Source organism: Companilactobacillus pabuli, from assembly GCF_014058425.1.
Classification (GTDB): Bacteria; Bacillota; Bacilli; order Lactobacillales; family Lactobacillaceae; genus Companilactobacillus; species Companilactobacillus pabuli.
On sequence record NZ_CP049366.1, the window covers coordinates 541,934 to 562,830 of the forward strand.

The window sequence follows — 20,897 nt, forward strand, 5'->3', positions numbered from 1 at the left end:
TGAGATTAATTTCTCAGTCTATTTTTTACTTATTAAGCGTTACGACGTTTGAAGTAAACAATTCCGGATAGAAGTACTAAACCTAAGAAGGTAGCTGTCAAATTAGTTTTTTCACCAGTTTGAGGAAGCTCGCTTGAACTGTTAGAACCGTTGTTAGTATCTCCAGGATTGATTGGGTTAGTAATTAATCCGCCTTCGTTATCATTGTTGTTATTGTTAGAACCAGGATTTTCTGGGTCAACAATTACACCACCGTTGTTGTCGCCATTACCATTACCGTCAGTATTGCCGTTTTCGTCTGGATCAGGATCTTTTCCTTCATTTCCATTACCGTCAGTTCCGGGTGTTTCGCCACCACCGGAGCCGCCAGTTAATTTAGGATCAGAAGTTTCAAGAGTACCTAATTCAATGTCACTATCAGTAATAGTAAATTCAATTTTTTCATGATTGATATCATAACCATCAGGAGCTTTAGTTTCAACAAAATAATAACTACCAGGGTTTAGATTATCAACTTTGATGACACCTTCATCATTAGTTTGGAAAACTCCTAGAGCAGTACCATCAGCATCGTAAAGTGTGTATTCAGCACCAGCAACACCAACTTTTTCTGTATCTAGTAAGTCAGCGTCATATTTGATCATTGAAGCACTAAAGTTACCGTCGCCACCAGTTTCTTTTTCGTTATCGATTGAAATAATTGCAGGTGCTTGAGTTTCATCATTAATAGTGAAGGTAATGTCCTTACTATTTAAGATGTACCCATCAGGAGCTTTAGTTTCTCTTAAAATATAATTTCCATAAGGGATGTTGTACATGTGACCGTAACCTAGTTGATCAGTTGTGATATGACCGATTACTTCGTTAGTATCAGCATCGATTACGTCGAATTCAGCGCCAGCTAAACGATAACCAGTTGCAGCATCAAGTTTTTGAATAATGATTGAACCTTCTTTGGAGCCAACAGGTTCATCTTTAGTCTCAACTTGAACAGCAGTCGTTGTTTGACCAGTGATTGTAAATGGAATTTCATTTGGATTTTGTTGGTAACCATCTGGAGTTGATGTCTCAACAAAGTAATAGTCACCAGCTGGTAATTTATCAACTGTAATTTGACCATTTGCATCAGTTACTAAATCTGATTGAATCAAAGTATCATTATTGGCATCTTTTCTGTAAAGACTGTAAGTGGCACCAGGAATCAAAGTACTATTCTCATCGGCACTAGTTTTGGTTAAAACAACTGAACCATATTTAGTACCACTACCGTTACCTGAATTAGTCTTTCCAGAAACGTCAGCTGAAGTATTACTTTCAAATTCGTTTGGGTTATTACCAGTCGTATTATATGAACCAGTCATACTGGCTTCGTTATGAAAGACAGTTCCATCCTCAGCTTGACTAGGATTTTCTAGTTTTGTTTGGAATGAGATAACAAACATTTGTGTACCAGTATCGCCAAAATTGATTGTTGAAGGCATACCATTTTTGTCGTAAGTTACTGGGTATTTGTTAGTTACATCAGAACCTTTTGAATAGGAACCAGTGTTTTTGTCCACCCAACTAGCTTTTCTGATCGTTAATGAACCATCAACAAAATCCAATCCAGAACTAATATTTAAATCGTTAACGACTAAGTTCTTTAAATCTAATTCATTACGGTTAACTAGTATGGACCAAGTAATGATTGAATCGCCGTTTTCATCCTTACCCAAAGTACCTTTTTTGGAAATATCGTTTTCAGAATTTTCCTTGATTTTCAAAGTACTGTTTTGATCACCATTAACGGTTGGAAAGGCTACGGTATTATTTCCAATTTCAGTATTGCTACTGTTGATACCAATACCTTTATCAATCGTTAACTCCCCATTGAAATCATCGATATCTTCAGTGAAGGTAATTTTAATTTGACCAGATTCTGTTAAAATACCAGTTCCAATTACATTATTGTCATTGTCTGTAACACTAAATTGATCGCCAACTTCTTTAATGTAAAGTTCTTCTGGCAAATCAATCGTTAAGGTGTCACCTTTTTTGATGGATTCATGACTCAACTTATAAGTTAAACCCACTGAATTAGTGTAATTATAAGTTTTGTTTTGATCAGTGATATAAGCCTCAGTCACCATGTCAGAACTAGTATAATCAGCCGCTTGAGCTTCACTAGGATGACTAGCAAAGACTAAGACGACTAGTCCTAATGCAGCCACAAAAGCAGCTAAAAAAGTGTGTAATTTTTTCCCCATTTCTTTTCCCCTTTCTATAGATTACATAATTAATTATAAAAGAAATAATATGTTTAAAACAGGGTAGTGAAGAAAATTATTAATAAATTAATTTGAGCTTATAAAGCCTGATGAACGGGACATTATCCGCTCTCATCAATACCATATCTTGTGAAATTTTAGAAATTTATACAATATCTAGAATATAAGTGATATTATAGTGAATGTTGTTTTTTTAGAAACTAAACTAATAGATAAATTTAATTCACTTATTGGAGGATAATAATGATGATCGTATTGAGCGGCGCAATTGGAGCCGGTAAGAGTTCATTGGCTACGGTGTTATCAGAACATTTAGGAACAGAGGCTTTCTATGAACAAGTTGATAATAACCCAGTTTTGCCACTATTTTATAAAGACCCTAAGAAGTATGCTTTCTTATTGCAAATCTACTTCTTAAACAAACGTTTTGAATCAATCAAGAAAGCTATGGTACAAGATAACAACGTTTTGGACCGTTCAATCTATGAAGATTCACTATTCTTCCATATGAATGCTGATATGGGACGTGCTACACCACAAGAAGTAAAAGTTTATGATGAATTATTGGCTAATATGATGCAAGAATTACCATACGCTGCTGCTAAAAAGGCTCCAGATTTGTTAGTTCACTTGGACATCTCATATGACACAATGATTCACCGTATCGAAAAACGTGGCCGTTCATATGAACAACCAGAACAAGACCCAACTTTGCCAGAATACTACCACAACTTGCTTTCACGTTATGATGGTTGGTATGATGACTATGATTACAGTCCTAAGATGAAGATTGATGGGGACAAGTATGACTTCGTTGAAAATCCTGAAGACCGTCAAAAGGTTCTTGATTTGATCGATGAACAATTACGCGTTCGTGGTACTTTAGACTAGTTAATTAAACAGCCTAGATTAATTTCTGGGCTTTTTTGTTGCTTGCTAGTATAGGCAAAATAAGATACCCTATTAAAGGCAGTTTGCACTGGTAACCTGCTATGAAATTAAAACAGTGGAGGTTTTACTTTGAGTAATTTAAAAACAAGAGATATTACACAATTAGCATTGATTGCAGCTTTGTACGTAGCTGTGACGATTGCTCCAGGAATTTCAGCATTTTCTTATGGTCAAATTCAATTCCGTGTTTCCGAGATTTTGATGTTATTGCCATTTTTTAATCATAAGTATAGTTGGTCGTTGATCGTGGGATGTTTTGTTTCTAATATTTTCAGTGCTTCATTGGGAGTAGCTGATTTGATTTTGGGAACTTTGGCAACTGCTATTGCTTGTCTAATTATTACTAGAATTCCTGCTGATAACAAATTTTTATGGGCCGTTCCAGTTGTTTGTGCCGTGGTCAATGGGATTATTGTTGGAGCAGAGCTTCATTTTATTTTGAAGTTGCCATTTTGGCTTAACTTCGTCACGGTCGGCTTGGGTGAGTTGGTCGTAGTCGCAATCGGTGCAGTAGTATTCTATTTCTTGATGCAGAATCAAAGTTTCAGTAAATTAATAAGGTAAGACGTGGATGGGGGAAGTGATTCCTCCATTTTTTTGTTATAATCTACTTTATAAAGTATTGTGAGGAGATGTGTTTATATGAATATCGGAATTTTTACCGATACATACTTCCCTCAAGTTAGTGGGGTAGCTACATCGATCCAGACCTTGAAGAATGATTTGGAGCGTAAAGGTCATTCGGTGTATATTTTTACGACGACTGATCCCAATGTTCCTAAGAATACGATTGAACCAAATATTTTCCGTTTGGCTAGTGTTCCCTTTATATCCTTTACTGATAGAAGGATTGCAATTCGAGGAATGTTTCATGCTGTCGATTTAGCTAAAGAATTAAAACTAGATATCATTCACACGCAAACTGAATTCTCGTTAGGTATGATGGGTAAATTTGTTGCAAAACAACTCAAAATTCCATTTGTTCACACATATCACACAATGTATGAAGATTATTTACATTATGTATTGAACGGACATCTGTTAAAGCCATACCATGTTAAGCAAATGACACGATTATTTTTAAAGAATGCTTCAGGAGTAGTTGCTCCTAGTAAGCAAGTTAAAGAAACAATGGACCGTTATGGTATCAAAGCACCAGTTTCAATTATTCCAACTGGGGTTGATTTGTCAGAATATACTAAACCGGTCAACGCTTCAGCTGTCCGTGAAAAATTAGGAATTGCTGAAGATACACCGGTGATTTTGATGTTGAGTCGAATTGCTTTGGAAAAGAAAATTGACCATATGTTAAAATCAATGCCAGATTTATTGAAATATAATCCGAAAGTTATGTTGGTTATCGTCGGTGATGGTCCTGATATGGATGAGTTAGTTCAGATGAGTAAAGACTTAGGTATCAGTGATAACGTTATTTTTACTGGTGAAGTTGAGCATGATAAAATTTCACCTTATTATCACATGGCTAATTTGTTTGTTTCATCCAGTGATACTGAGTCACAAGGCTTAACTTATATTGAAGCAATCGCTTCTGGAACAAAGATCGTTGTTAGAAGTGCACCTTATACGGATGCTTTATTGACTGATCCGTCAGTTGGGGTTACTTTTAGTGAAGATGACCAATTGGTGCCAAAAATCAAAACTTATTTGGAACATCCTAATTCTTTTGATGACCGTGATGCTCGTAAGAAGGTTCTCTACGGCATTTCATCAGACGGATTTGGCAATTCAATACTTGATTTTTATCGTCGTTCCGAAGACTACTTCATAAGAGAGAAACTTTCAGATTCATCAATTGATCCAGAGGAGTATTCTAATGATTAAAATTAATATGTTTTCATCAGCTGATAAAGTAGCCGGACAAGGGGTTGGCAGTGCCTATAAGGAATTGATCAACTTGTTGAAAGAACACTTTAGTGATGAATTTGAGGTCAAGATCAATGATTACTCAAAGAGTGATTTGAGCCATTATCATACGATTGACCCACAATTTTACGCTTCGACTTTTTCAAAGAAGAGAGGTCGTAAGATTGGCTATGTGCACTTTTTACCAGAAACTTTAGAAGGTAGTATCAAATTGCCTAAGCCAGCTCGTAGTATTTTTTATAAATATGTCATCAGCTTTTACAAACGTATGGACCAAATCGTCGTGGTTAATCCAACTTTTATCGATAAGTTGGTTGCACATGGATTGGACCGGGACAAAATTAAGTACATTCCTAATTTTGTTTCAACTGATAACTTTTATGAAAAAACAGCTGAAGAAAAGGCTGAATTTAGAAAGAAAATTGGTATTCCAGAAGATAAATTCGTTGTTTTTGGCGATGGTCAAGTCCAAGAACGTAAAGGAATCGATGATTTTTACAAGTTAGCACAGACTAATCCTGATATTCAATTTATTTGGGCGGGTGGTTTTTCCTTTGGTAAGATCACTGACGGTTATGACCGTTATAAGGATATGATTGACAATGCGCCTGATAATATGAAATTCACGGGAATAGTTGATAGAAATGATTTAGTAAATTATTATAATATTTGTGATTTATTCTTATTACCTTCTTATGACGAATTGTTCCCAATGTCAGTCTTGGAAGCTTTCAGTTGTGGTGCACCAGTCTTATTGAGAGATTTGGAATTGTACCGTGCTATTATTGATGGCTATTATCAAAAAGCTGATGGTTTTTCTGATATGAATGCCTTTATCAACAAAGCTAATCAGGATCGTTCTATTTTGGATGGCTTTAAGAAAAAGTCTAAGGAAGCTGCCAAACAGTACTCAGAAGAAAATTTGAGTAAAATCTGGTATGATTTCTATACGAGTCAATATAAAATTGCTAAACAGGGTAAATAATGAATAGAAAACACATAGCAGCATTATTTATAATGCTAGGATTAGGAATTGGTATTTTTTGGTGGGAAGCCAAAGATATTAATTTCAATTCTTTAGTTTCGACCTTTAAAGGGTTAAATTATTTCTGGCTTGCGGTGGCATTCTTATCGATTTTGTTATCGTATGGCGTTGAAGCAATGGTTTTACATACCTTATTGAAGAGAAAAGGAGAGCGTAAGTTTGGTTGGTGGGAGATGTATCGGATCCCATTGATTCAGGCTTTGTTCAATGCAATCACGCCTTTTTCATCTGGTGGTCAGCCAGCTCAATTGATTGGTCTGATGCAATCAAAAATTGATGGCGGACGTGCTAGTTCAATTTTATTGATGAAGTTTGTTATCTATCAATTAATGGTACTGGTAAATTTCATTGTTGCGATGTTAGTCAGTTTTAAGAGTGTGGCACAACATTTTTCTGGATTGGCAACTTTGATCGTCTTTGGAATGGTAATTCATGTTGCGACGATTTCTTTCTTGTTAATGATCATGTATTACTATGATTTCACCAAAAAAATGGTACAAATTGTGTTGAAACCGGTTTTATTTTTTCTCAAAGAGGAAAAACGTGATAAAATTTTACAGTCAGCTATGAGTAGTATTGATAGCTTTTATAATGAGAGTTTAGTTTTGAAACGTGAGAAGAAAAAAGTTCTCAAGGCTTCTTTACTGACAATCTTGCAGCTATTCTTGTATTACTTCGTAGTTTACTTTGTTTTACTAGCACTAAACTGCGACCATGTGAATGTTGTTGATGTTTTAGTCATGCACATCATGATCGTTATGATTGTCTCAATCTTCCCAATCCCTGGTGGATCAGGTGGGGCAGAGTTCAGCTTCAAGACGTTGTTTGCTGGATTTATACCTTCTCCTTCAGGTCTCGTTTTGGGTATGTTTTTATGGAGATTTATTACGTATTATTTGGGGATGTTCTTAGGGATTATTGCTGTTTCGAAGAAACCGAAAATTGAACAACAAGTTGCTAATAAATCTATGGAGCGAAAATAATGAAGCGTATTACTAAAGGTATTTCTAATTTTTTAAATACTAGGCTGGGTTTTGTGATCCTGGCTGTATTTTTATATACTCTTAAAACCATTTATGCTTATGAAACTAAGTTTAACTTGGGTGTTAAGGGTTCGATTCAAACATTCTTGATGATCATCAATCCAATTCCAGTGATGCTGTTATTGTTTGGTATCTCACTGTATATGAAAGGTAGAAAATCTTATATTTTTCTACTGATTGTTGATTTCTTGGATACGGTCTGGTTATTCTCGAATATTTTGTACTATCGAGAATTCTCTGACTTTTTAACTATGGTACTTATTAAAGGTTCAGGTTCAGTTTCCAATAACCTTGGTAAAAGTATCATGGGTATTTTGAAACCAACTGATTTCCTAGTCTTTACTGATGTTATTATTCTGATATTATTGTTGGTCTTTCACGTCATCAAGGTTGATATTAGAAAACTTAATTGGCGAATTCCAGTGTTGGTCAGTTCTTTAGCAGTATTGCTATTTGGAGCTAATTTGACTTTGGCTGAAAGTGATCGTTCACAGCTGTTGACAAGAACTTTTGATAATAACTATATCGTTAAATACTTAGGACTAAATGTCTTTAATGTTTATGATATGGTCAAAACTACTAAGACAAATGCGGTTAAATCTCAAGCTAAGAGTTCAGATATTGACTCGATTGAGAAGTACATGAAGAATAATTACGTGCAGCCTAACGTCGAATATACTGGTGTTGCTAAAGGTAAAAACGTCTTTATTATTCATTTGGAAAGTTTGCAACAATTCATGATTGACTTTAAGTGGGATGGTGAAGAAGTAACTCCTAACTTGAATAAGATCTATCATGAAGACGACACACTTAGTTTTGATAACTTCTTTAATCAAGTTGGACAAGGTAAAACTGCTGATGCTGAGTTGATGCTAGAAAACTCACTCTTCGGATTGCCAGAAGGTTCAGCTATGGTTACCGATGGTACGACAAATACCTTCCAAGCAGCTCCAGCTATTTTGGATCAAGAGGCTGGTTATACTAGTGCTTCATTCCACGGGGATGTTCCTAGTTTCTGGAATCGTGATAATGCCTATAAGTCATGGGGATATGATTACTTCTTTAGTTCAGAGTACTATAAGGAAAAGAAGAGTTATAACATCGGTTATGGTATGAAAGATAAGATTTTCTTGAAGGATTCTGCACAATATATTGAACAATTGCCACAACCTTTCTATGCTAAGTTGATTACTGTTACGAACCACTATCCTTATACATTGGATAAGAAGAATCAAACTATTTCTAAGACTGACACTGGTGATAGTACCGTTGATGGTTATGTTCAAACTGCTCATTATTTGGATCAATCAATTGGTGAATTTATGAATTGGTTACAAGAAACTGGTTTGGATAAGAATAGTATGGTTGTTCTATATGGTGATCACTATGGTATTTCTAATAACCACAATAAAGCTATGGCTAAATTGACTGGAATCAAAGGCTTCAATAGCTTTAATGATGCTCAATACCAACGTGTACCATTTATGATTCATATGGATGGCCTAAAAGGTGGTATCAATCATACTTACGGTGGTGAAATCGATGTTCTACCTACCTTGTTGAATTTATTGGGAATTAGTAACAAGAACATGATTCAATTTGGTAGTGATTTGTTATCGAGTGAGCACTCGCAAGTAGTGGCATTCAGAAATGGTGATTTTGTCACGCCTGAAGTAACTAAAGTGGGTAGTACGTATTACAACACGAAGACTGGTAAAGTGGATAAGAAGATATCTTCTGCCGAGAAGGCTAAATTATCGAATAAGGTAACGACTGAGTTGTCATTATCTGATCGTGTAATTAATGGAGATCTTTTAAGGTTCCATAAGTTACCAGGATTTAAGAAGGTTAATACTAAAGACTACTCATATAAGAAGAGTAAAGCTTTGAAGAAACTCAAGAAAGCACGTACTAAGAATGGAACAAGTCTATTAGCACAAAACGACAATAAGTCGATGGTTGACTTGTATCAAACGGATGCGCCTGAATTGAGCTCAGACAAATAATATAAAGCATTGGAGATATTGTCTCTGATGCTTTTTTGTTTGCTTTGGTAACGAAATAGAAGGGTATAATTAGATGATGAACTAGTATATGAGCTATTTTTTGAAAAAAATTCAACTTTTTTGTAAAAAAGGGTTGCGCACCTCTATTCTAATTGGTAATATATATCTTGTTGTTGCGACAGAGCAACGGCGTCAACGGATTCAAGCCTTACAGCTTATCCAAGACGTCAAAAATTATTTTAAAAAAGTGCTTGACTTGCTCTTGCATCTTCGATAAGATAATTAAGTTGTCTGTTAGACATCACCTAACAAATTATCATTTACTTGATGATTTGTTAGAAAAATTATTTTAAAAAGTTCTTGACATTAACTTGTCAGCTTGATAAAATAATTAAGTCGCTGATGAGCGTAAGCGCTTAATCAGCTGGTAGACCTTTGAAAACTGAACAAAGTTTTAACACTAAATTGTGTAGGCCAACATTTATTTGTTGGATTTACAACGAAGTCAATTCGCTAGTATAATTTTTTATGAGTCACAAACTTTTAATATGAGAGTTTGATCCTGGCTCAGGACGAACGCTGGCGGCATGCCTAATACATGCAAGTCGAACGAACCATCCTGAAGATTGAAGCTTGCTTCATGATTCAGATTTTGGTGAGTGGCGGACGGGTGAGTAACACGTGGGTAACCTGCCCAAAAGTGGGGGATAACATTTGGAAACAAGTGCTAATACCGCATAACAACTACTTTCACATGATCGTAGCTTGAAAGATGGCTCTGCTATCGCTTTTGGATGGACCCGCGGCGTATTAGCTAGTTGGTGAGGTAATGGCTCACCAAGGCAATGATACGTAGCCGACCTGAGAGGGTAATCGGCCACATTGGGACTGAGACACGGCCCAAACTCCTACGGGAGGCAGCAGTAGGGAATCTTCCACAATGGGCGAAAGCCTGATGGAGCAATGCCGCGTGAGTGAAGAAGGTTTTCGGATCGTAAAACTCTGTTGTTGAAGAAGAACATGCGTGAGAGTAACTGTTCACGTACTGACGGTATTCAACCAGAAAGCCACGGCTAACTACGTGCCAGCAGCCGCGGTAATACGTAGGTGGCAAGCGTTGTCCGGATTTATTGGGCGTAAAGAGAATGTAGGCGGTTTATTAAGTTTGAAGTGAAAGCCCTCGGCTCAACCGAGGAAGTGCTTCGAAAACTGGTAAACTTGAGTGCAGAAGAGGAAAGTGGAACTCCATGTGTAGCGGTGGAATGCGTAGATATATGGAAGAACACCAGTGGCGAAGGCGGCTTTCTGGTCTGTAACTGACGCTGAGATTCGAAAGCATGGGTAGCAAACAGGATTAGATACCCTGGTAGTCCATGCCGTAAACGATGAGTGCTAAGTGTTGGAGGGTTTCCGCCCTTCAGTGCTGCAGCTAACGCATTAAGCACTCCGCCTGGGGAGTACGACCGCAAGGTTGAAACTCAAAGGAATTGACGGGGGCCCGCACAAGCGGTGGAGCATGTGGTTTAATTCGAAGCAACGCGAAGAACCTTACCAGGTCTTGACATACCATGAAAAGCTAAGAGATTAGTCTTTCCCTTCGGGGACATGGATACAGGTGGTGCATGGTTGTCGTCAGCTCGTGTCGTGAGATGTTGGGTTAAGTCCCGCAACGAGCGCAACCCTTATTATCAGTTGCCAGCATTCAGTTGGGCACTCTGGTGAGACTGCCGGTGACAAACCGGAGGAAGGTGGGGACGACGTCAAATCATCATGCCCCTTATGACCTGGGCTACACACGTGCTACAATGGTCGGTACAACGTGTTGCGAACTCGCGAGGGCAAGCAAATCACTTAAAACCGATCTCAGTTCGGATTGCAGGCTGCAACTCGCCTGCATGAAGCTGGAATCGCTAGTAATCGCGGATCAGCATGCCGCGGTGAATACGTTCCCGGGCCTTGTACACACCGCCCGTCACACCATGAGAGTTTGTAACACCCAAAGTCGGTGGGGTAACCCTTCGGGGAACTAGCCGCCTAAGGTGGGACAAATGATTAGGGTGAAGTCGTAACAAGGTAGCCGTAGGAGAACCTGCGGCTGGATCACCTCCTTTCTAAGGATATGATGCTTAGCATCAACGGAAATACACAACGTTAAAACTTTGTTTAGTTTTGAGAGGCCTACCGGGCGCATTTCGGGCCTATAGCTCAGCTGGTTTAGAGCGCACGCCTGATAAGCGTGAGGTCGATGGTTCAAGTCCATTTAGGCCCATTCTCAGAAAATTTAATAGTAACATGGGGTTTAGCTCAGCTGGGAGAGCACCTGCTTTGCAAGCAGGAGGTCATCGGTTCGATCCCGTTAACCTCCATTGACAGAGATGTCAAACTCGTACCTTGAAAACTGGATATTAAGAATTAATGATTTAAAAGAAACACCGAAAACTGCGCGATAAAAATGGATGTATTTCCATATTTTGTCAAGATTAAGTTATAAAGGGCGCACGGTGGATGCCTAGGCACTAGGAGCCGATGAAGGACGTAACTAACGACGATACGCCTCGGGGAGCTGTAAGTAAGCTTTGATCCGGGGATCTCCGAATGGGGGAACCCAAATATCGTAATGGATATTTACTTGTTTGTGAATACATAGCAATCAAGAGGAACACGCAATGAACTGAAACATCTAAGTAGTTGCAGGAAGAGAAAGAAAATTCGATTCCCTGAGTAGCGGCGAGCGAAACGGGAATAGCCCAAACTATGAAGCTTGCTTCATAGGGTTGTAGGACTGATGTTGTGAGAACAAAAGGTAATGATAGTTGAACAAGTTGGAAAGCTTGGCCAAAGAGAGTGAAAGCCTCGTAAACGAAATCTGACCCACTCCATTCAGTATCCTGAGTACGGCGGAACACGAGAAACTCCGTCGGAATCCGGGAGGACCATCTCCCAAGGCTAAATACTCCCTAGTGACCGATAGTGAACCAGTACCGTGAGGGAAAGGTGAAAAGTACCCCGGAAGGGGAGTGAAATAGATCCTGAAACCGTGTGCCTACAAGTAGTCAAAGTCCGTTTATGGATGATGGCGTGCCTTTTGTAGAATGAACCGGCGAGTTACGTTAACATGCAAGGTTAAGATGAAAAGTCGGAGCCGTAGCGAAAGCGAGTCTGAATAGGGCGACTAAGTATGTTGATGTAGACCCGAAACCAAGTGACCTACCCATGACCAGGTTGAAGATGCGGTAAAACGCATTGGAGGACCGAACCCGTGTATGTTGAAAAATGCTGGGATGAGTTGTGGGTAGCGGTGAAATTCCAAACGAACTTGGAGATAGCTGGTTCTCTCCGAAATAGCTTTAGGGTTAGCCTCGGGGATTAGGATCGTGGAGGTAGAGCACTGTTTGGACTAGGGGCCCGTCTTGGGTTACTGAATTCAGATAAACTCCGAATACCATTGATCTATACCCGGGAGTCAGACGATGAGTGATAAGATCCACCGTCGAAAGGGAAACAGCCCAGATCACCAGTTAAGGTCCCAAAATTCATGCTAAGTGGAAAAGGATGTGGAAACGCATAGACAACTAGGATGTTGGCTTAGAAGCAGCCATTCATTCAAAGAGTGCGTAATAGCTCACTAGTCGAGTGATTCTGCGCCGAAAATGTACCGGGGCTAAGCATGATACCGAAACTGTGGATGTGTCGTATGACACGTGGTAGGAGAGCGTTGTAAGAGCATTGAAGCTGTACCGTGAGGAGCAGTGGAGTTCTTAGAAGTGAGAATGCCGGTATGAGTAACGAAAGACCAGTGAGAATCTGGTCGGCCGCAAGACTAAGGTTTCCTGGGGAAGGCTCGTCCTCCCAGGGTTAGTCGGGGCCTAAGATGAGACCGAGAGGTGTAATCGATGGATAACAGGTTGATATTCCTGTACTAGTTTATTTTGTTTGAACGATGGAAGGACGCAGGAGGATGATGTGTGCGCGCTGATGGATATGCGCGTCCAAGCAGTAAGTCTTGATATGAGTCAAATGCTTATATCTTTAAGGACAAGCTGTGATGGGGAGTGAAATTTTAGTAACGAAGCACAATAACTCACACTGCCAAGAAAAGTTTCTAGTTAGAAATAAACTACCCGTACCGCAAACCGACACAGGTAGTCGAGGAGAGTATCCTAAGGTCAGCGAGTGAACTCTCGTTAAGGAACTCGGCAAAATGACCCCGTAACTTCGGGAGAAGGGGTGCTGGTGTAACAGCCAGCCGCAGTGAATAGGCCCAAACAACTGTTTATCAAAAACACAGGTCTATGCTAAATCGTAAGATGACGTATATGGGCTGACGCCTGCCCGGTGCTGGAAGGTTAAGAGGATCAGTTAGCTTTTGCGAAGCTGAGAATTGAAGCCCCAGTAAACGGCGGCCGTAACTATAACGGTCCTAAGGTAGCGAAATTCCTTGTCGGGTAAGTTCCGACCCGCACGAAAGGCGTAATGATTTGGGCACTGTCTCAACGAGAGACTCGGTGAAATTATAATACCCGTGAAGATGCGGGTTACCCGCGACAGGACGGAAAGACCCCATGGAGCTTTACTGTAGCTTGATATTGAGTTTTTGTGTGACATGTACAGGATAGGTAGGAGCCGTTGATTTCGGAACGCTAGTTTCGAAGGAGGCGTTGGTGGGATACTACCCTTGTTATATGAAAGCTCTAACCTACATCGCTCAGCGCGATGAGGGACAGTGTCTGGTGGGCAGTTTGACTGGGGCGGTCGCCTCCTAAAATGTAACGGAGGCGCTCAAAGGTTCGCTCAGAATGGTTGGAAATCATTCGCAGAGTGTAAACGTAAAAGCGAGCTTGACTGCGAGACTGACAAGTCGAGCAGGGACGAAAGTCGGAGTTAGTGATCCGGTGGTACCATATGGAAGGGCCATCGCTCAACGGATAAAAGCTACCCTGGGGATAACAGGCTTATCTCCCCCAAGAGTTCACATCGACGGGGAGGTTTGGCACCTCGATGTCGGCTCATCGCATCCTGGGGCTGTAGTCGGTCCCAAGGGTTGGGCTGTTCGCCCATTAAAGCGGTACGCGAGCTGGGTTCAGAACGTCGTGAGACAGTTCGGTCCCTATCCGTCGCGGGCGTAGGAAATTTGAGAGGAGCTGTCCTTAGTACGAGAGGACCGGGATGGACATACCTCTGGTGTACCAGTTGTGCCGCCAGGCGCATCGCTGGGTAGCTACGTATGGAAGGGATAAACGCTGAAAGCATCTAAGTGTGAAGCCCCCCTCGAGATGAGATTTCCCATTCCTTTATGGAAGTAAGATCCGTTAAAGAATATGACGTAGATAGGCTGCGGGTGGAAGTGTAGCGATACATGGAGCTGAGCAGTACTAATAGATCGAGGACTTAATCGAGTAAGAGTTTACAGCAGTTCGAAGTGTTTTAATCATTAACTTAATATCTAGTTTTGAAGGTACGAGTGTCAAACAGTGTAGTGACGATAGTGAGAAGGATACACCTGTTCCCATGCCGAACACAGAAGTTAAGCTTCTCCGCGTCGAAAGTAGTTGGTGGGAAACTACCCGCGAGGATAGAGAGTCGCTACGCTGTCTCATGATGGAGGATTAGCTCAGCTGGGAGAGCATCTGCCTTACAAGCAGGAGGTCACAGGTTCGATCCCTGTATCCTCCATATCATGAGCCGTTAGCTCAGTTGGTAGAGCATCTGACTTTTAATCAGAGGGTCGACAGTTCGAACCTGTCACGGCTCATTTGCAACATATATACGCACCATGCGGGTGTGGCGGAATTGGCAGACGCGCTAGATTTAGGTTCTAGTGTCCTTTGGACATGAAGGTTCAAGTCCTTTCACCCGTATTCAATATTGTTGTTGCAATATTGAGTTTCATTTAGTAAAATATGAAAGTATTGGTTTTATGCCGACTTAGCTCAGCTGGCAGAGCATCTGTCTTGTAAACAGGGGGTCGGAGGTTCGAATCCTCTAGTCGGCATAATGCGGAAGTAGTTCAGTGGTAGAACATCACCTTGCCATGGTGGGGGTCGCGGGTTCGAATCCCGTCTTCCGCTTTCATTATAGTAACGCCGGGGTGGCGGAACTGGCAGACGCACAGGACTTAAAATCCTGCGGTAAGTAATTACCGTACCGGTTCGATTCCGGTCCTCGGCACTATAATGAATATGCACCTATAGCGCAATTGGATAGAGTGTCTGACTACGAATCAGAAGGTTGTAGGTTCGACTCCTACTAGGTGCATTGCTCCAAATATTCAATCTCGGGAAGTGGCTCAGCTTGGTAGAGCACCTGGTTTGGGACCAGGGGGTCGCAGGTTCGAATCCTGTCTTCCCGATAGACAATGTATGTTGTCAGTGTCACAGTTTTTGGCGGTGTAGCTCAGCTGGCTAGAGCGTCCGGTTCATACCCGGGAGGTCGGGGGTTCGATCCCCTTCGCCGCTATTATTCCGGACCTTTAGCTCAGTTGGTTAGAGCAGGCGGCTCATAACCGCTCGGTCGTAGGTTCGAGTCCTACAGGGTCCATCATTTTGTATGGACCTTAACAATTATTGTTATCGCGGGATGGAGCAGTCTGGTAGCTCGTCGGGCTCATAACCCGAAGGTCGTAGGTTCAAATCCTTCTCCCGCAATTGTTTTAAAAATTAATTTGGTTCCTTGGTCTAGTTGGTTAGGACGCCTGCCTGTCACGCAGGAGATCGCGGGTTCGATTCCCGCAGGGACCGTTGATAGTTATCTATCATAAGAAGTAGTAGCCGTAAGGTAATATGCGGGTGTAGTTTAGTGGTAAAACCACAGCCTTCCAAGCTGTTGTCGCGAGTTCGATTCTCGTCACCCGCTTTGCCACTTTTATGGGCCTATAGCTCAGCTGGTTTAGAGCGCACGCCTGATAAGCGTGAGGTCGATGGTTCAAGTCCATTTAGGCCCACTATATCTGGAGAAGTACTCAAGTGGCTGAAGAGGCGCCCCTGCTAAGGGTGTAGGTCGCGTAAGCGGCGCGAGGGTTCAAATCCCTCCTTCTCCGTTAATATGACCCGTTGGTCAAGTGGTTAAGACACCGCCCTTTCACGGCGGTAACATGAGTTCAAATCTCGTACGGGTCATTGATGCATTAGCATCAAGAATTAATTAAATAGCATTACGTATTAAGCAATGGAGGATTACCCAAGTCCGGCTTAAGGGAACGGTCTTGAAAACCGTCAGGTCGCGAAAGCGGCGCGTGGGTTCGAATCCCACATCCTCCTTAGTGGGTAGCATGTGATATTTTTATTATCGCGGGATGGAGCAGTCTGGTAGCTCGTCGGGCTCATAACCCGAAGGTCGTAGGTTCAAATCCTGCTCCCGCAATTTGTTTTGAAAAAATTAAATTTGGTTCCTTGGTCTAGTTGGTTAGGACGCCTGCCTGTCACGCAGGAGATCGCGGGTTCGATTCCCGCAGGGACCGTTAATGGCTCGGTAGCTCAGTTGGTAGAGCAATGGATTGAAGCTCCATGTGTCGGCGGTTCGATTCCGTCCCGCGCCATTTTGGAGGGGTAGCGAAGTCTGGCTAAACGCGGCGGACTGTAAATCCGCTCCTTCGGGTTCGGTGGTTCGAATCCACTCCCCTCCATATTAGGGATATAGTTTAAAGGTAGAACTACGGTCTCCAAAACCGTCGGTGTGGGTTCAATTCCTACTATCCCTGTTTCTACCTTTTATCATGGCGGTATTGGTGAAGTGGTTAACACACCGGTTTGTGGCACCGGCACACGTGGGTTCGACTCCCACATACCGCCCTTTATTGGGTTATAGCCAAGCGGTAAGGCAACGGACTTTGACTCCGTCATGCGCTGGTTCGAATCCAGCTAACCCAATTGCTGTAAAAAAAGAATATGGCGGTATAGCCAAGTGGTAAGGCAGAGGTCTGCAAAACCTTCATCACCGGTTCAAATCCGGTTACCGCCTTTGGTTATGCTTAAGTAATCAGGCATAGAAATATGCCGGTGTGGCGGAATTGGCAGACGCGCAGGATTCAAAATCCTGTTCCCACTAGGGAGTATCGGTTCGACCCCGATCACCGGTATTGGATGGTTTTTAAAACCTTTTTTAAACCAAATATCAGTTAGCTCAAATTGTTGTTATATCAATGATTTGAGCTTTTTTTGTATCTCCGAATAATGGAACTTTTGAGTGTTTTTTGAGTTTCTGCACATATTTTGCACATAATTATATCTGAATTAATTAATTTCAAAATGATCCACCATAACGGAGACAGCATTTTTACCATTGTATTTTAAATTGAAGGAATATTCATCGTGAACTTTAACTTTGCCATTAATGAAACCTTGAATAGTTATCTTGTTACCAATTTTAATGGTTTTATTAGTTTTAATAGTCGTGACGAAGTACTGATTGCTAGTCTTTAATGGAGTTAGTAGCAAATGATAATTGCTTTGATCATCAAGATAGATGTCCTTCACGAAGAAATTTCTTAAAGTTAAGTTCATAAATAGTACATTACTGCTGTATTGTTCCATAGAAGTTATATCTAGCTCTTTAGAGATGTCTGGATACTTGTCTTTAGACTTTTTCTTATTAGATTGAGAAACGGCTTCTACGTCGCTTTTAAGGTTATTCTTTAAAGGATTAAAATTCTCTACAGTACAATCCGATAAAAAAATGAGACTGGTAATTAAAGCAATCCTTTTTCGATTCATGACGGCCTCCTAAAACGTATCTACGATTAGTATAATTCTTTGATTATGCTGACATATAGGTAAAAGGGTAGCTAATTGTTTATGTTTGATAAATATATATTTATTGCTTAATCAATTAATATAATGATTTAAATTCAATTATTGCCCTTATTTGGTATCTAAAAAAATTGTGGCTTGTTAAGATGATTATGAAAAACGGGAAGGAAAACACGCCAATGTCTTTAACCAAACAACATTTGATTGAAACTATTTATCAAGAATTTTCTAGTCGTCGTATTGAAAAATTTACTCTAGTGGAATTGTCTCAAAAAGCTACTGTTTGTCGGAGTACAATTTATAATAATTTTGGCAGTTTAGAATATGTGTATAAAGATCTGATTGAGAAAGTTATTCTTAAAGAGATCACACGTGATTGCCAATCATATGAAGAATTGATCAAAAATCTAGTTACCTATATTTACGACAACAAGATGCTTTGTTTGAATTTGTACCGCCAAACTGTTCCTTTTATTAATCAAGAACACGTTCATCGCCAAATAATGGAAGATTTCGGTAAAGTGTTGATTCAATACAATCAGGAAAAGGTAATTAGTAAGGTGGCTTTGGATGCATTTATCTTAATGCTAAGGAAGCAATTCGATAATAATTTAAAAACTAATCAAATTGAAATGATTGATATTTTAGTAAAATATGGACATTTTTTGTTTAATGTATAAAATTGGACATTTTCAGAAAAATGTAGATTCTCAGATGAAAATGAACACGTTAAAATATATTTGTAATCAGGAATGATTATAAAAAAAATAAAGAGGAGAATTGTGGGAGTAATTTTATGAATAAAAAAAAACAATGATTCGTTGTGGGGTCATTGTTTTAGTGCGTCTATTTTCACATTTGAGATTATTATTAAATCATGTATTATATATACTTGAGGTGAAAAAATGTTTAGAAATGCTAAAGAGGAAGATGCAGATCAGATATTGCCAATTTTGTTCCAAATCTTTGATGAAATGGAATTAGATGTTTTCAAAAAAGTTGGCGACGAAAAGATGGCTCAAGTTATTAAAGAAGGCTTTTTCCAACCAGGTTATCGCTATGGATTGGATAATATCTTAGTTAATGAGATCGATGGCAAAGTAGTAGCAATTATGGTCGGTTATCCAGAAGAAGCAGAAGACACAATTGACGAACCTTTGAAGAAGATTATGCACAAGTATGGTATCAAAGAAGATAACTTATTTGGAGATAAGGAAGCTTGGCCTGGTGAATGGTATTTGGATTCATTTGCGGTTGCTCCAGAATTCCAAGGTAAAGGTATCGGAACTGCAACTATGGAACATTTTATTGAAGTGATCCGTGAACGTGGTGAAAAAATCCTAAGTTTAAATGTTGATGTTGATAATGCACCTGCCAGACATGTTTATGACAAAACTGGTTTCAAACAAGTTGGACAATTATATATCGGTAGTCATTTGTATGACCACATGCAATATGATTTAACTAAATAAAGACCCTTCCTTTAAATAGGAAAGGTCTTTTATTTGTTAAAATTATTTAGGTAAGGCATTTTAGATTTTAAGCCTAAATTATCTAGATCAGTTTTTGGTGCTAAAGTAGGTAGTTTAATGTATTTATCTAAAAAGATGGCTAATAAAGTACTCATTGGACCGTCATCCAAATTGCTAAATGATAATTCTAATCCAGGATGTCCCTGGCTTAAAATAGTCGGTTGAACTTGCAAAACTTCTTTACCAGCTTGAGTTACGTGATAATTAGACTCGACCAAGTTACCGACGACACTCCAATTAACTTTGCTCAAATAGACAAACTTTAAGTCGATCATTGGCAATGCATTGATAGTAGCTTTTTCTTCACCGTTGATTTTAATAGAGTAAATTTTTAGAAAGTTATTTTTTAAACTTATTTCACCAATTAACGTATTTAAACGATTATATAATTTGATCAAGAAAGGATTGTCTTTGTCGCGTGAGGCTATAAAGACGGTTTCTTTACTTTGATTGGCAATGACTAAAATGTTGCCAACTGCCAAATCTGCTTTACGAATATAAAGCTCCATGGTTAATCCTGCTTTTGGTCCTCAATCGTTTTTTCTATGATTTGAGCTACGCCATCGTTGGCATTATTGTCAGTTTCAACTTGGGCGATTTCCTTAATGGCTGGAATAGCGTTTTTCATAGCTACGCCGACTCCAGCATCTCTGATCATGGAATAATCGTTTAAATTATCTCCAATTGCCATAATTTCATCGGGTGAGATATTACGTTTTTTGGCATATTGTAGAAGAGCAATTCCTTTTTGGGCATCGACACTATTAACTTCAACGTTATTAGGGGATGAGGAAGTGACAACTACGTCTTTAATTTTTTTGGTGATTTCTTTTTTCATAGGAGCAAGTACTCTATGTTGATGTTCATTGAAACCAATCAATTTCATGATTTTGAAGGATTTATCATTGAAGATATGGTCATAACTGTCTACGAAGTTCATTGGCATCATTTTGACGCGTTCTTGAGTATCTCTTAAGGCTTGTTTGAAAGAAGTGCCAGGGTTTAATTTTACTAGTAAATTAGCCAAGTTATTGACTCTAGCCTCGCGGTCGTTTGAAAAAATTCCCTTATCAGTAACGACTTCAAAATAAACACCATATTTATGAAAGTAGTCAACGACTTTATTTTGAGATTCTGCTGAAATCGGATTGCTAGAAATCAATTTTTCATTGCTGTCAAAGACTTCAGCTCCGTTTAAAGTAATATATCCTGGATGAACTTGATTTCTTAAAAATGGTTTGGCCTCACTCAAACCACGGCCGGTAGCAATTAGAAATTCGATGCCAGTCTTTTGTGCATCCTTGATTGCTTGGATGTTACGATCTGAAACCTCCATCTTTTCGTTTAGTAAAGTACCATCCATATCGGATGCGATTAATTTAATCATAAAGTTTCCTCCGAATGCGTTATGCTATAAGTGAATGT

12 protein-coding genes, 28 tRNA genes and 3 rRNA genes are annotated in these 20,897 nt (G+C 39.7%); 39 read left to right on the top strand and 4 right to left on the bottom strand.

Annotated elements, in window-relative coordinates:
- Positions 1-32: 32 nt before the first annotated feature.
- A complete protein-coding gene (locus G6534_RS02535; protein WP_059074847.1) occupies positions 33-2,246 on the bottom strand; it encodes an LPXTG cell wall anchor domain-containing protein in 2,214 nt (737 codons plus the stop codon).
- A gap of 267 nt (positions 2,247-2,513) precedes the next feature.
- On the opposite strand from G6534_RS02535, the gene G6534_RS02540 reads away from it, so the two are divergent.
- From G6534_RS02540 to G6534_RS02720, 37 genes are all read left to right on the top strand, one after another.
- Positions 2,514-3,158, top strand: coding sequence for a deoxynucleoside kinase (locus tag G6534_RS02540; protein WP_010020467.1), 645 nt, complete (start codon positions 2,514-2,516; stop codon positions 3,156-3,158).
- Positions 3,159-3,287: 129 nt separating this feature from the next.
- Positions 3,288-3,782: a QueT transporter family protein gene (locus tag G6534_RS02545; RefSeq protein ID WP_059074848.1), complete on the top strand. Its 495-nt coding sequence runs from the start codon at positions 3,288-3,290 to the stop codon at positions 3,780-3,782.
- Between the two features lie 78 nt (positions 3,783-3,860).
- On the top strand, positions 3,861-5,060 hold the full coding sequence (locus G6534_RS02550) for a glycosyltransferase family 4 protein (protein ID WP_059074849.1): 1,200 nt from the start codon (positions 3,861-3,863) through the stop codon (positions 5,058-5,060).
- Positions 5,053-6,087, top strand: coding sequence for a glycosyltransferase family 4 protein (locus G6534_RS02555; RefSeq protein WP_059074850.1), 1,035 nt, complete (start codon positions 5,053-5,055; stop codon positions 6,085-6,087). The genes G6534_RS02550 and G6534_RS02555 overlap by 8 nt, the downstream gene beginning before the upstream one ends.
- Positions 6,087-7,130, top strand: a complete 1,044-nt coding sequence (locus tag G6534_RS02560; protein ID WP_059074851.1) for a lysylphosphatidylglycerol synthase transmembrane domain-containing protein — start codon at positions 6,087-6,089, stop codon at positions 7,128-7,130. The genes G6534_RS02555 and G6534_RS02560 overlap by 1 nt, the downstream gene beginning before the upstream one ends.
- Positions 7,130-9,196 carry an LTA synthase family protein gene (locus tag G6534_RS02565; RefSeq protein ID WP_059074852.1) on the top strand — a complete coding sequence of 689 codons (2,067 nt, stop codon included), beginning with the start codon at positions 7,130-7,132 and terminating at the stop codon, positions 9,194-9,196. The genes G6534_RS02560 and G6534_RS02565 overlap by 1 nt, the downstream gene beginning before the upstream one ends.
- 544 nt (positions 9,197-9,740) lie before the next feature.
- Positions 9,741-11,307 (top strand): 16S ribosomal RNA (locus G6534_RS02570).
- An 83-nt stretch (positions 11,308-11,390) separates the two neighbouring features.
- A tRNA-Ile gene (locus G6534_RS02575) sits at positions 11,391-11,465 on the top strand.
- Between the two features lie 25 nt (positions 11,466-11,490).
- A tRNA-Ala gene (locus G6534_RS02580) sits at positions 11,491-11,562 on the top strand.
- 112 nt (positions 11,563-11,674) lie between these two features.
- Positions 11,675-14,592 (top strand): 23S ribosomal RNA (locus G6534_RS02585).
- 76 nt (positions 14,593-14,668) lie between these two features.
- A 5S ribosomal RNA gene (rrf, locus tag G6534_RS02590) occupies positions 14,669-14,785 on the top strand.
- The 16S, 23S and 5S rRNA genes sit together here with 28 tRNA genes alongside, the layout of an rRNA operon.
- An 11-nt stretch (positions 14,786-14,796) precedes the next feature.
- A tRNA-Val gene (locus G6534_RS02595) sits at positions 14,797-14,869 on the top strand.
- A gap of 6 nt (positions 14,870-14,875) precedes the next feature.
- Positions 14,876-14,948, top strand: a tRNA-Lys gene (locus G6534_RS02600).
- Positions 14,949-14,971: 23 nt separating this feature from the next.
- Positions 14,972-15,054 (top strand) — tRNA-Leu (locus G6534_RS02605).
- A 61-nt stretch (positions 15,055-15,115) separates the two neighbouring features.
- Positions 15,116-15,188, top strand: a tRNA-Thr gene (locus G6534_RS02610).
- A 4-nt stretch (positions 15,189-15,192) separates the two neighbouring features.
- A tRNA-Gly gene (locus tag G6534_RS02615) sits at positions 15,193-15,264 on the top strand.
- Between the two features lie 14 nt (positions 15,265-15,278).
- Positions 15,279-15,364: transfer RNA gene (locus G6534_RS02620), tRNA-Leu, on the top strand.
- A gap of 13 nt (positions 15,365-15,377) precedes the next feature.
- Positions 15,378-15,451: transfer RNA gene (locus tag G6534_RS02625), tRNA-Arg, on the top strand.
- A 20-nt stretch (positions 15,452-15,471) separates the two neighbouring features.
- Positions 15,472-15,545, top strand: a tRNA-Pro gene (locus tag G6534_RS02630).
- Between the two features lie 33 nt (positions 15,546-15,578).
- Positions 15,579-15,652 (top strand) — tRNA-Met (locus tag G6534_RS02635).
- A gap of 7 nt (positions 15,653-15,659) precedes the next feature.
- Positions 15,660-15,733 (top strand) — tRNA-Ile (locus G6534_RS02640).
- Positions 15,734-15,766: 33 nt separating this feature from the next.
- Positions 15,767-15,840: transfer RNA gene (locus G6534_RS02645), tRNA-Met, on the top strand.
- A 19-nt stretch (positions 15,841-15,859) separates the two neighbouring features.
- A tRNA-Asp gene (locus G6534_RS02650) sits at positions 15,860-15,933 on the top strand.
- A 44-nt stretch (positions 15,934-15,977) separates the two neighbouring features.
- Positions 15,978-16,048 (top strand) — tRNA-Gly (locus tag G6534_RS02655).
- A gap of 13 nt (positions 16,049-16,061) precedes the next feature.
- Positions 16,062-16,136: transfer RNA gene (locus G6534_RS02660), tRNA-Ile, on the top strand.
- A gap of 8 nt (positions 16,137-16,144) precedes the next feature.
- Positions 16,145-16,232 (top strand) — tRNA-Ser (locus tag G6534_RS02665).
- 7 nt (positions 16,233-16,239) lie between these two features.
- Positions 16,240-16,311: transfer RNA gene (locus G6534_RS02670), tRNA-Glu, on the top strand.
- Between the two features lie 51 nt (positions 16,312-16,362).
- Positions 16,363-16,452 (top strand) — tRNA-Ser (locus tag G6534_RS02675).
- A gap of 29 nt (positions 16,453-16,481) precedes the next feature.
- A tRNA-Met gene (locus G6534_RS02680) sits at positions 16,482-16,555 on the top strand.
- A 23-nt stretch (positions 16,556-16,578) separates the two neighbouring features.
- Positions 16,579-16,652, top strand: a tRNA-Asp gene (locus tag G6534_RS02685).
- Between the two features lie 5 nt (positions 16,653-16,657).
- Positions 16,658-16,730 (top strand) — tRNA-Phe (locus tag G6534_RS02690).
- 4 nt (positions 16,731-16,734) lie between these two features.
- A tRNA-Tyr gene (locus G6534_RS02695) sits at positions 16,735-16,817 on the top strand.
- Positions 16,818-16,821: 4 nt separating this feature from the next.
- Positions 16,822-16,892, top strand: a tRNA-Trp gene (locus G6534_RS02700).
- A gap of 18 nt (positions 16,893-16,910) precedes the next feature.
- Positions 16,911-16,983: transfer RNA gene (locus G6534_RS02705), tRNA-His, on the top strand.
- Positions 16,984-16,989: 6 nt separating this feature from the next.
- Positions 16,990-17,061: transfer RNA gene (locus G6534_RS02710), tRNA-Gln, on the top strand.
- A 20-nt stretch (positions 17,062-17,081) separates the two neighbouring features.
- Positions 17,082-17,152 (top strand) — tRNA-Cys (locus G6534_RS02715).
- A gap of 34 nt (positions 17,153-17,186) precedes the next feature.
- Positions 17,187-17,270, top strand: a tRNA-Leu gene (locus G6534_RS02720).
- Positions 17,271-17,424: 154 nt separating this feature from the next.
- On the opposite strand, the gene G6534_RS02725 is transcribed toward G6534_RS02720, so the two are convergent.
- Positions 17,425-17,904 carry a hypothetical protein gene (locus tag G6534_RS02725; protein WP_059074761.1) on the bottom strand — a complete coding sequence of 160 codons (480 nt, stop codon included), beginning with the start codon at positions 17,902-17,904 and terminating at the stop codon, positions 17,425-17,427.
- Positions 17,905-18,092: 188 nt separating this feature from the next.
- On the opposite strand from G6534_RS02725, the gene G6534_RS02730 reads away from it, so the two are divergent.
- Complete coding sequence (locus tag G6534_RS02730; protein ID WP_153000001.1) at positions 18,093-18,620, top strand: TetR/AcrR family transcriptional regulator; 528 nt, start codon at positions 18,093-18,095, stop codon at positions 18,618-18,620.
- A 225-nt stretch (positions 18,621-18,845) separates the two neighbouring features.
- Positions 18,846-19,412: a GNAT family N-acetyltransferase gene (locus G6534_RS02735; RefSeq protein WP_059074759.1), complete on the top strand. Its 567-nt coding sequence runs from the start codon at positions 18,846-18,848 to the stop codon at positions 19,410-19,412.
- A 29-nt stretch (positions 19,413-19,441) separates the two neighbouring features.
- On the opposite strand, the gene G6534_RS02740 is transcribed toward G6534_RS02735, so the two are convergent.
- A complete protein-coding gene (locus G6534_RS02740) occupies positions 19,442-19,981 on the bottom strand; it encodes an LURP-one-related/scramblase family protein (RefSeq protein ID WP_182083113.1) in 540 nt (179 codons plus the stop codon).
- A gap of 2 nt (positions 19,982-19,983) precedes the next feature.
- Complete coding sequence (locus tag G6534_RS02745) at positions 19,984-20,859, bottom strand: Cof-type HAD-IIB family hydrolase (RefSeq protein WP_059074757.1); 876 nt, start codon at positions 20,857-20,859, stop codon at positions 19,984-19,986.
- Positions 20,860-20,897 lie beyond the last annotated feature (38 nt).

Coding starts and splice junctions, on each gene's coding strand:
- G6534_RS02535 (WP_059074847.1), bottom strand. CDS start 2,246: ATGGGGAAAAAATTACACACTTTTTTAGCTGCTTTTGTGGCTGCATTA.
- G6534_RS02540 (WP_010020467.1), top strand. CDS start 2,514: ATGATCGTATTGAGCGGCGCAATTGGAGCCGGTAAGAGTTCATTGGCT.
- G6534_RS02550 (WP_059074849.1), top strand. CDS start 3,861: ATGAATATCGGAATTTTTACCGATACATACTTCCCTCAAGTTAGTGGG.
- G6534_RS02555 (WP_059074850.1), top strand. CDS start 5,053: ATGATTAAAATTAATATGTTTTCATCAGCTGATAAAGTAGCCGGACAA.
- G6534_RS02560 (WP_059074851.1), top strand. CDS start 6,087: ATGAATAGAAAACACATAGCAGCATTATTTATAATGCTAGGATTAGGA.
- G6534_RS02565 (WP_059074852.1), top strand. CDS start 7,130: ATGAAGCGTATTACTAAAGGTATTTCTAATTTTTTAAATACTAGGCTG.
- G6534_RS02725 (WP_059074761.1), bottom strand. CDS start 17,904: ATGAATCGAAAAAGGATTGCTTTAATTACCAGTCTCATTTTTTTATCG.
- G6534_RS02730 (WP_153000001.1), top strand. CDS start 18,093: ATGAAAAACGGGAAGGAAAACACGCCAATGTCTTTAACCAAACAACAT.
- G6534_RS02735 (WP_059074759.1), top strand. CDS start 18,846: ATGTTTAGAAATGCTAAAGAGGAAGATGCAGATCAGATATTGCCAATT.
- G6534_RS02740 (WP_182083113.1), bottom strand. CDS start 19,981: ATGGAGCTTTATATTCGTAAAGCAGATTTGGCAGTTGGCAACATTTTA.
- G6534_RS02745 (WP_059074757.1), bottom strand. CDS start 20,859: ATGATTAAATTAATCGCATCCGATATGGATGGTACTTTACTAAACGAA.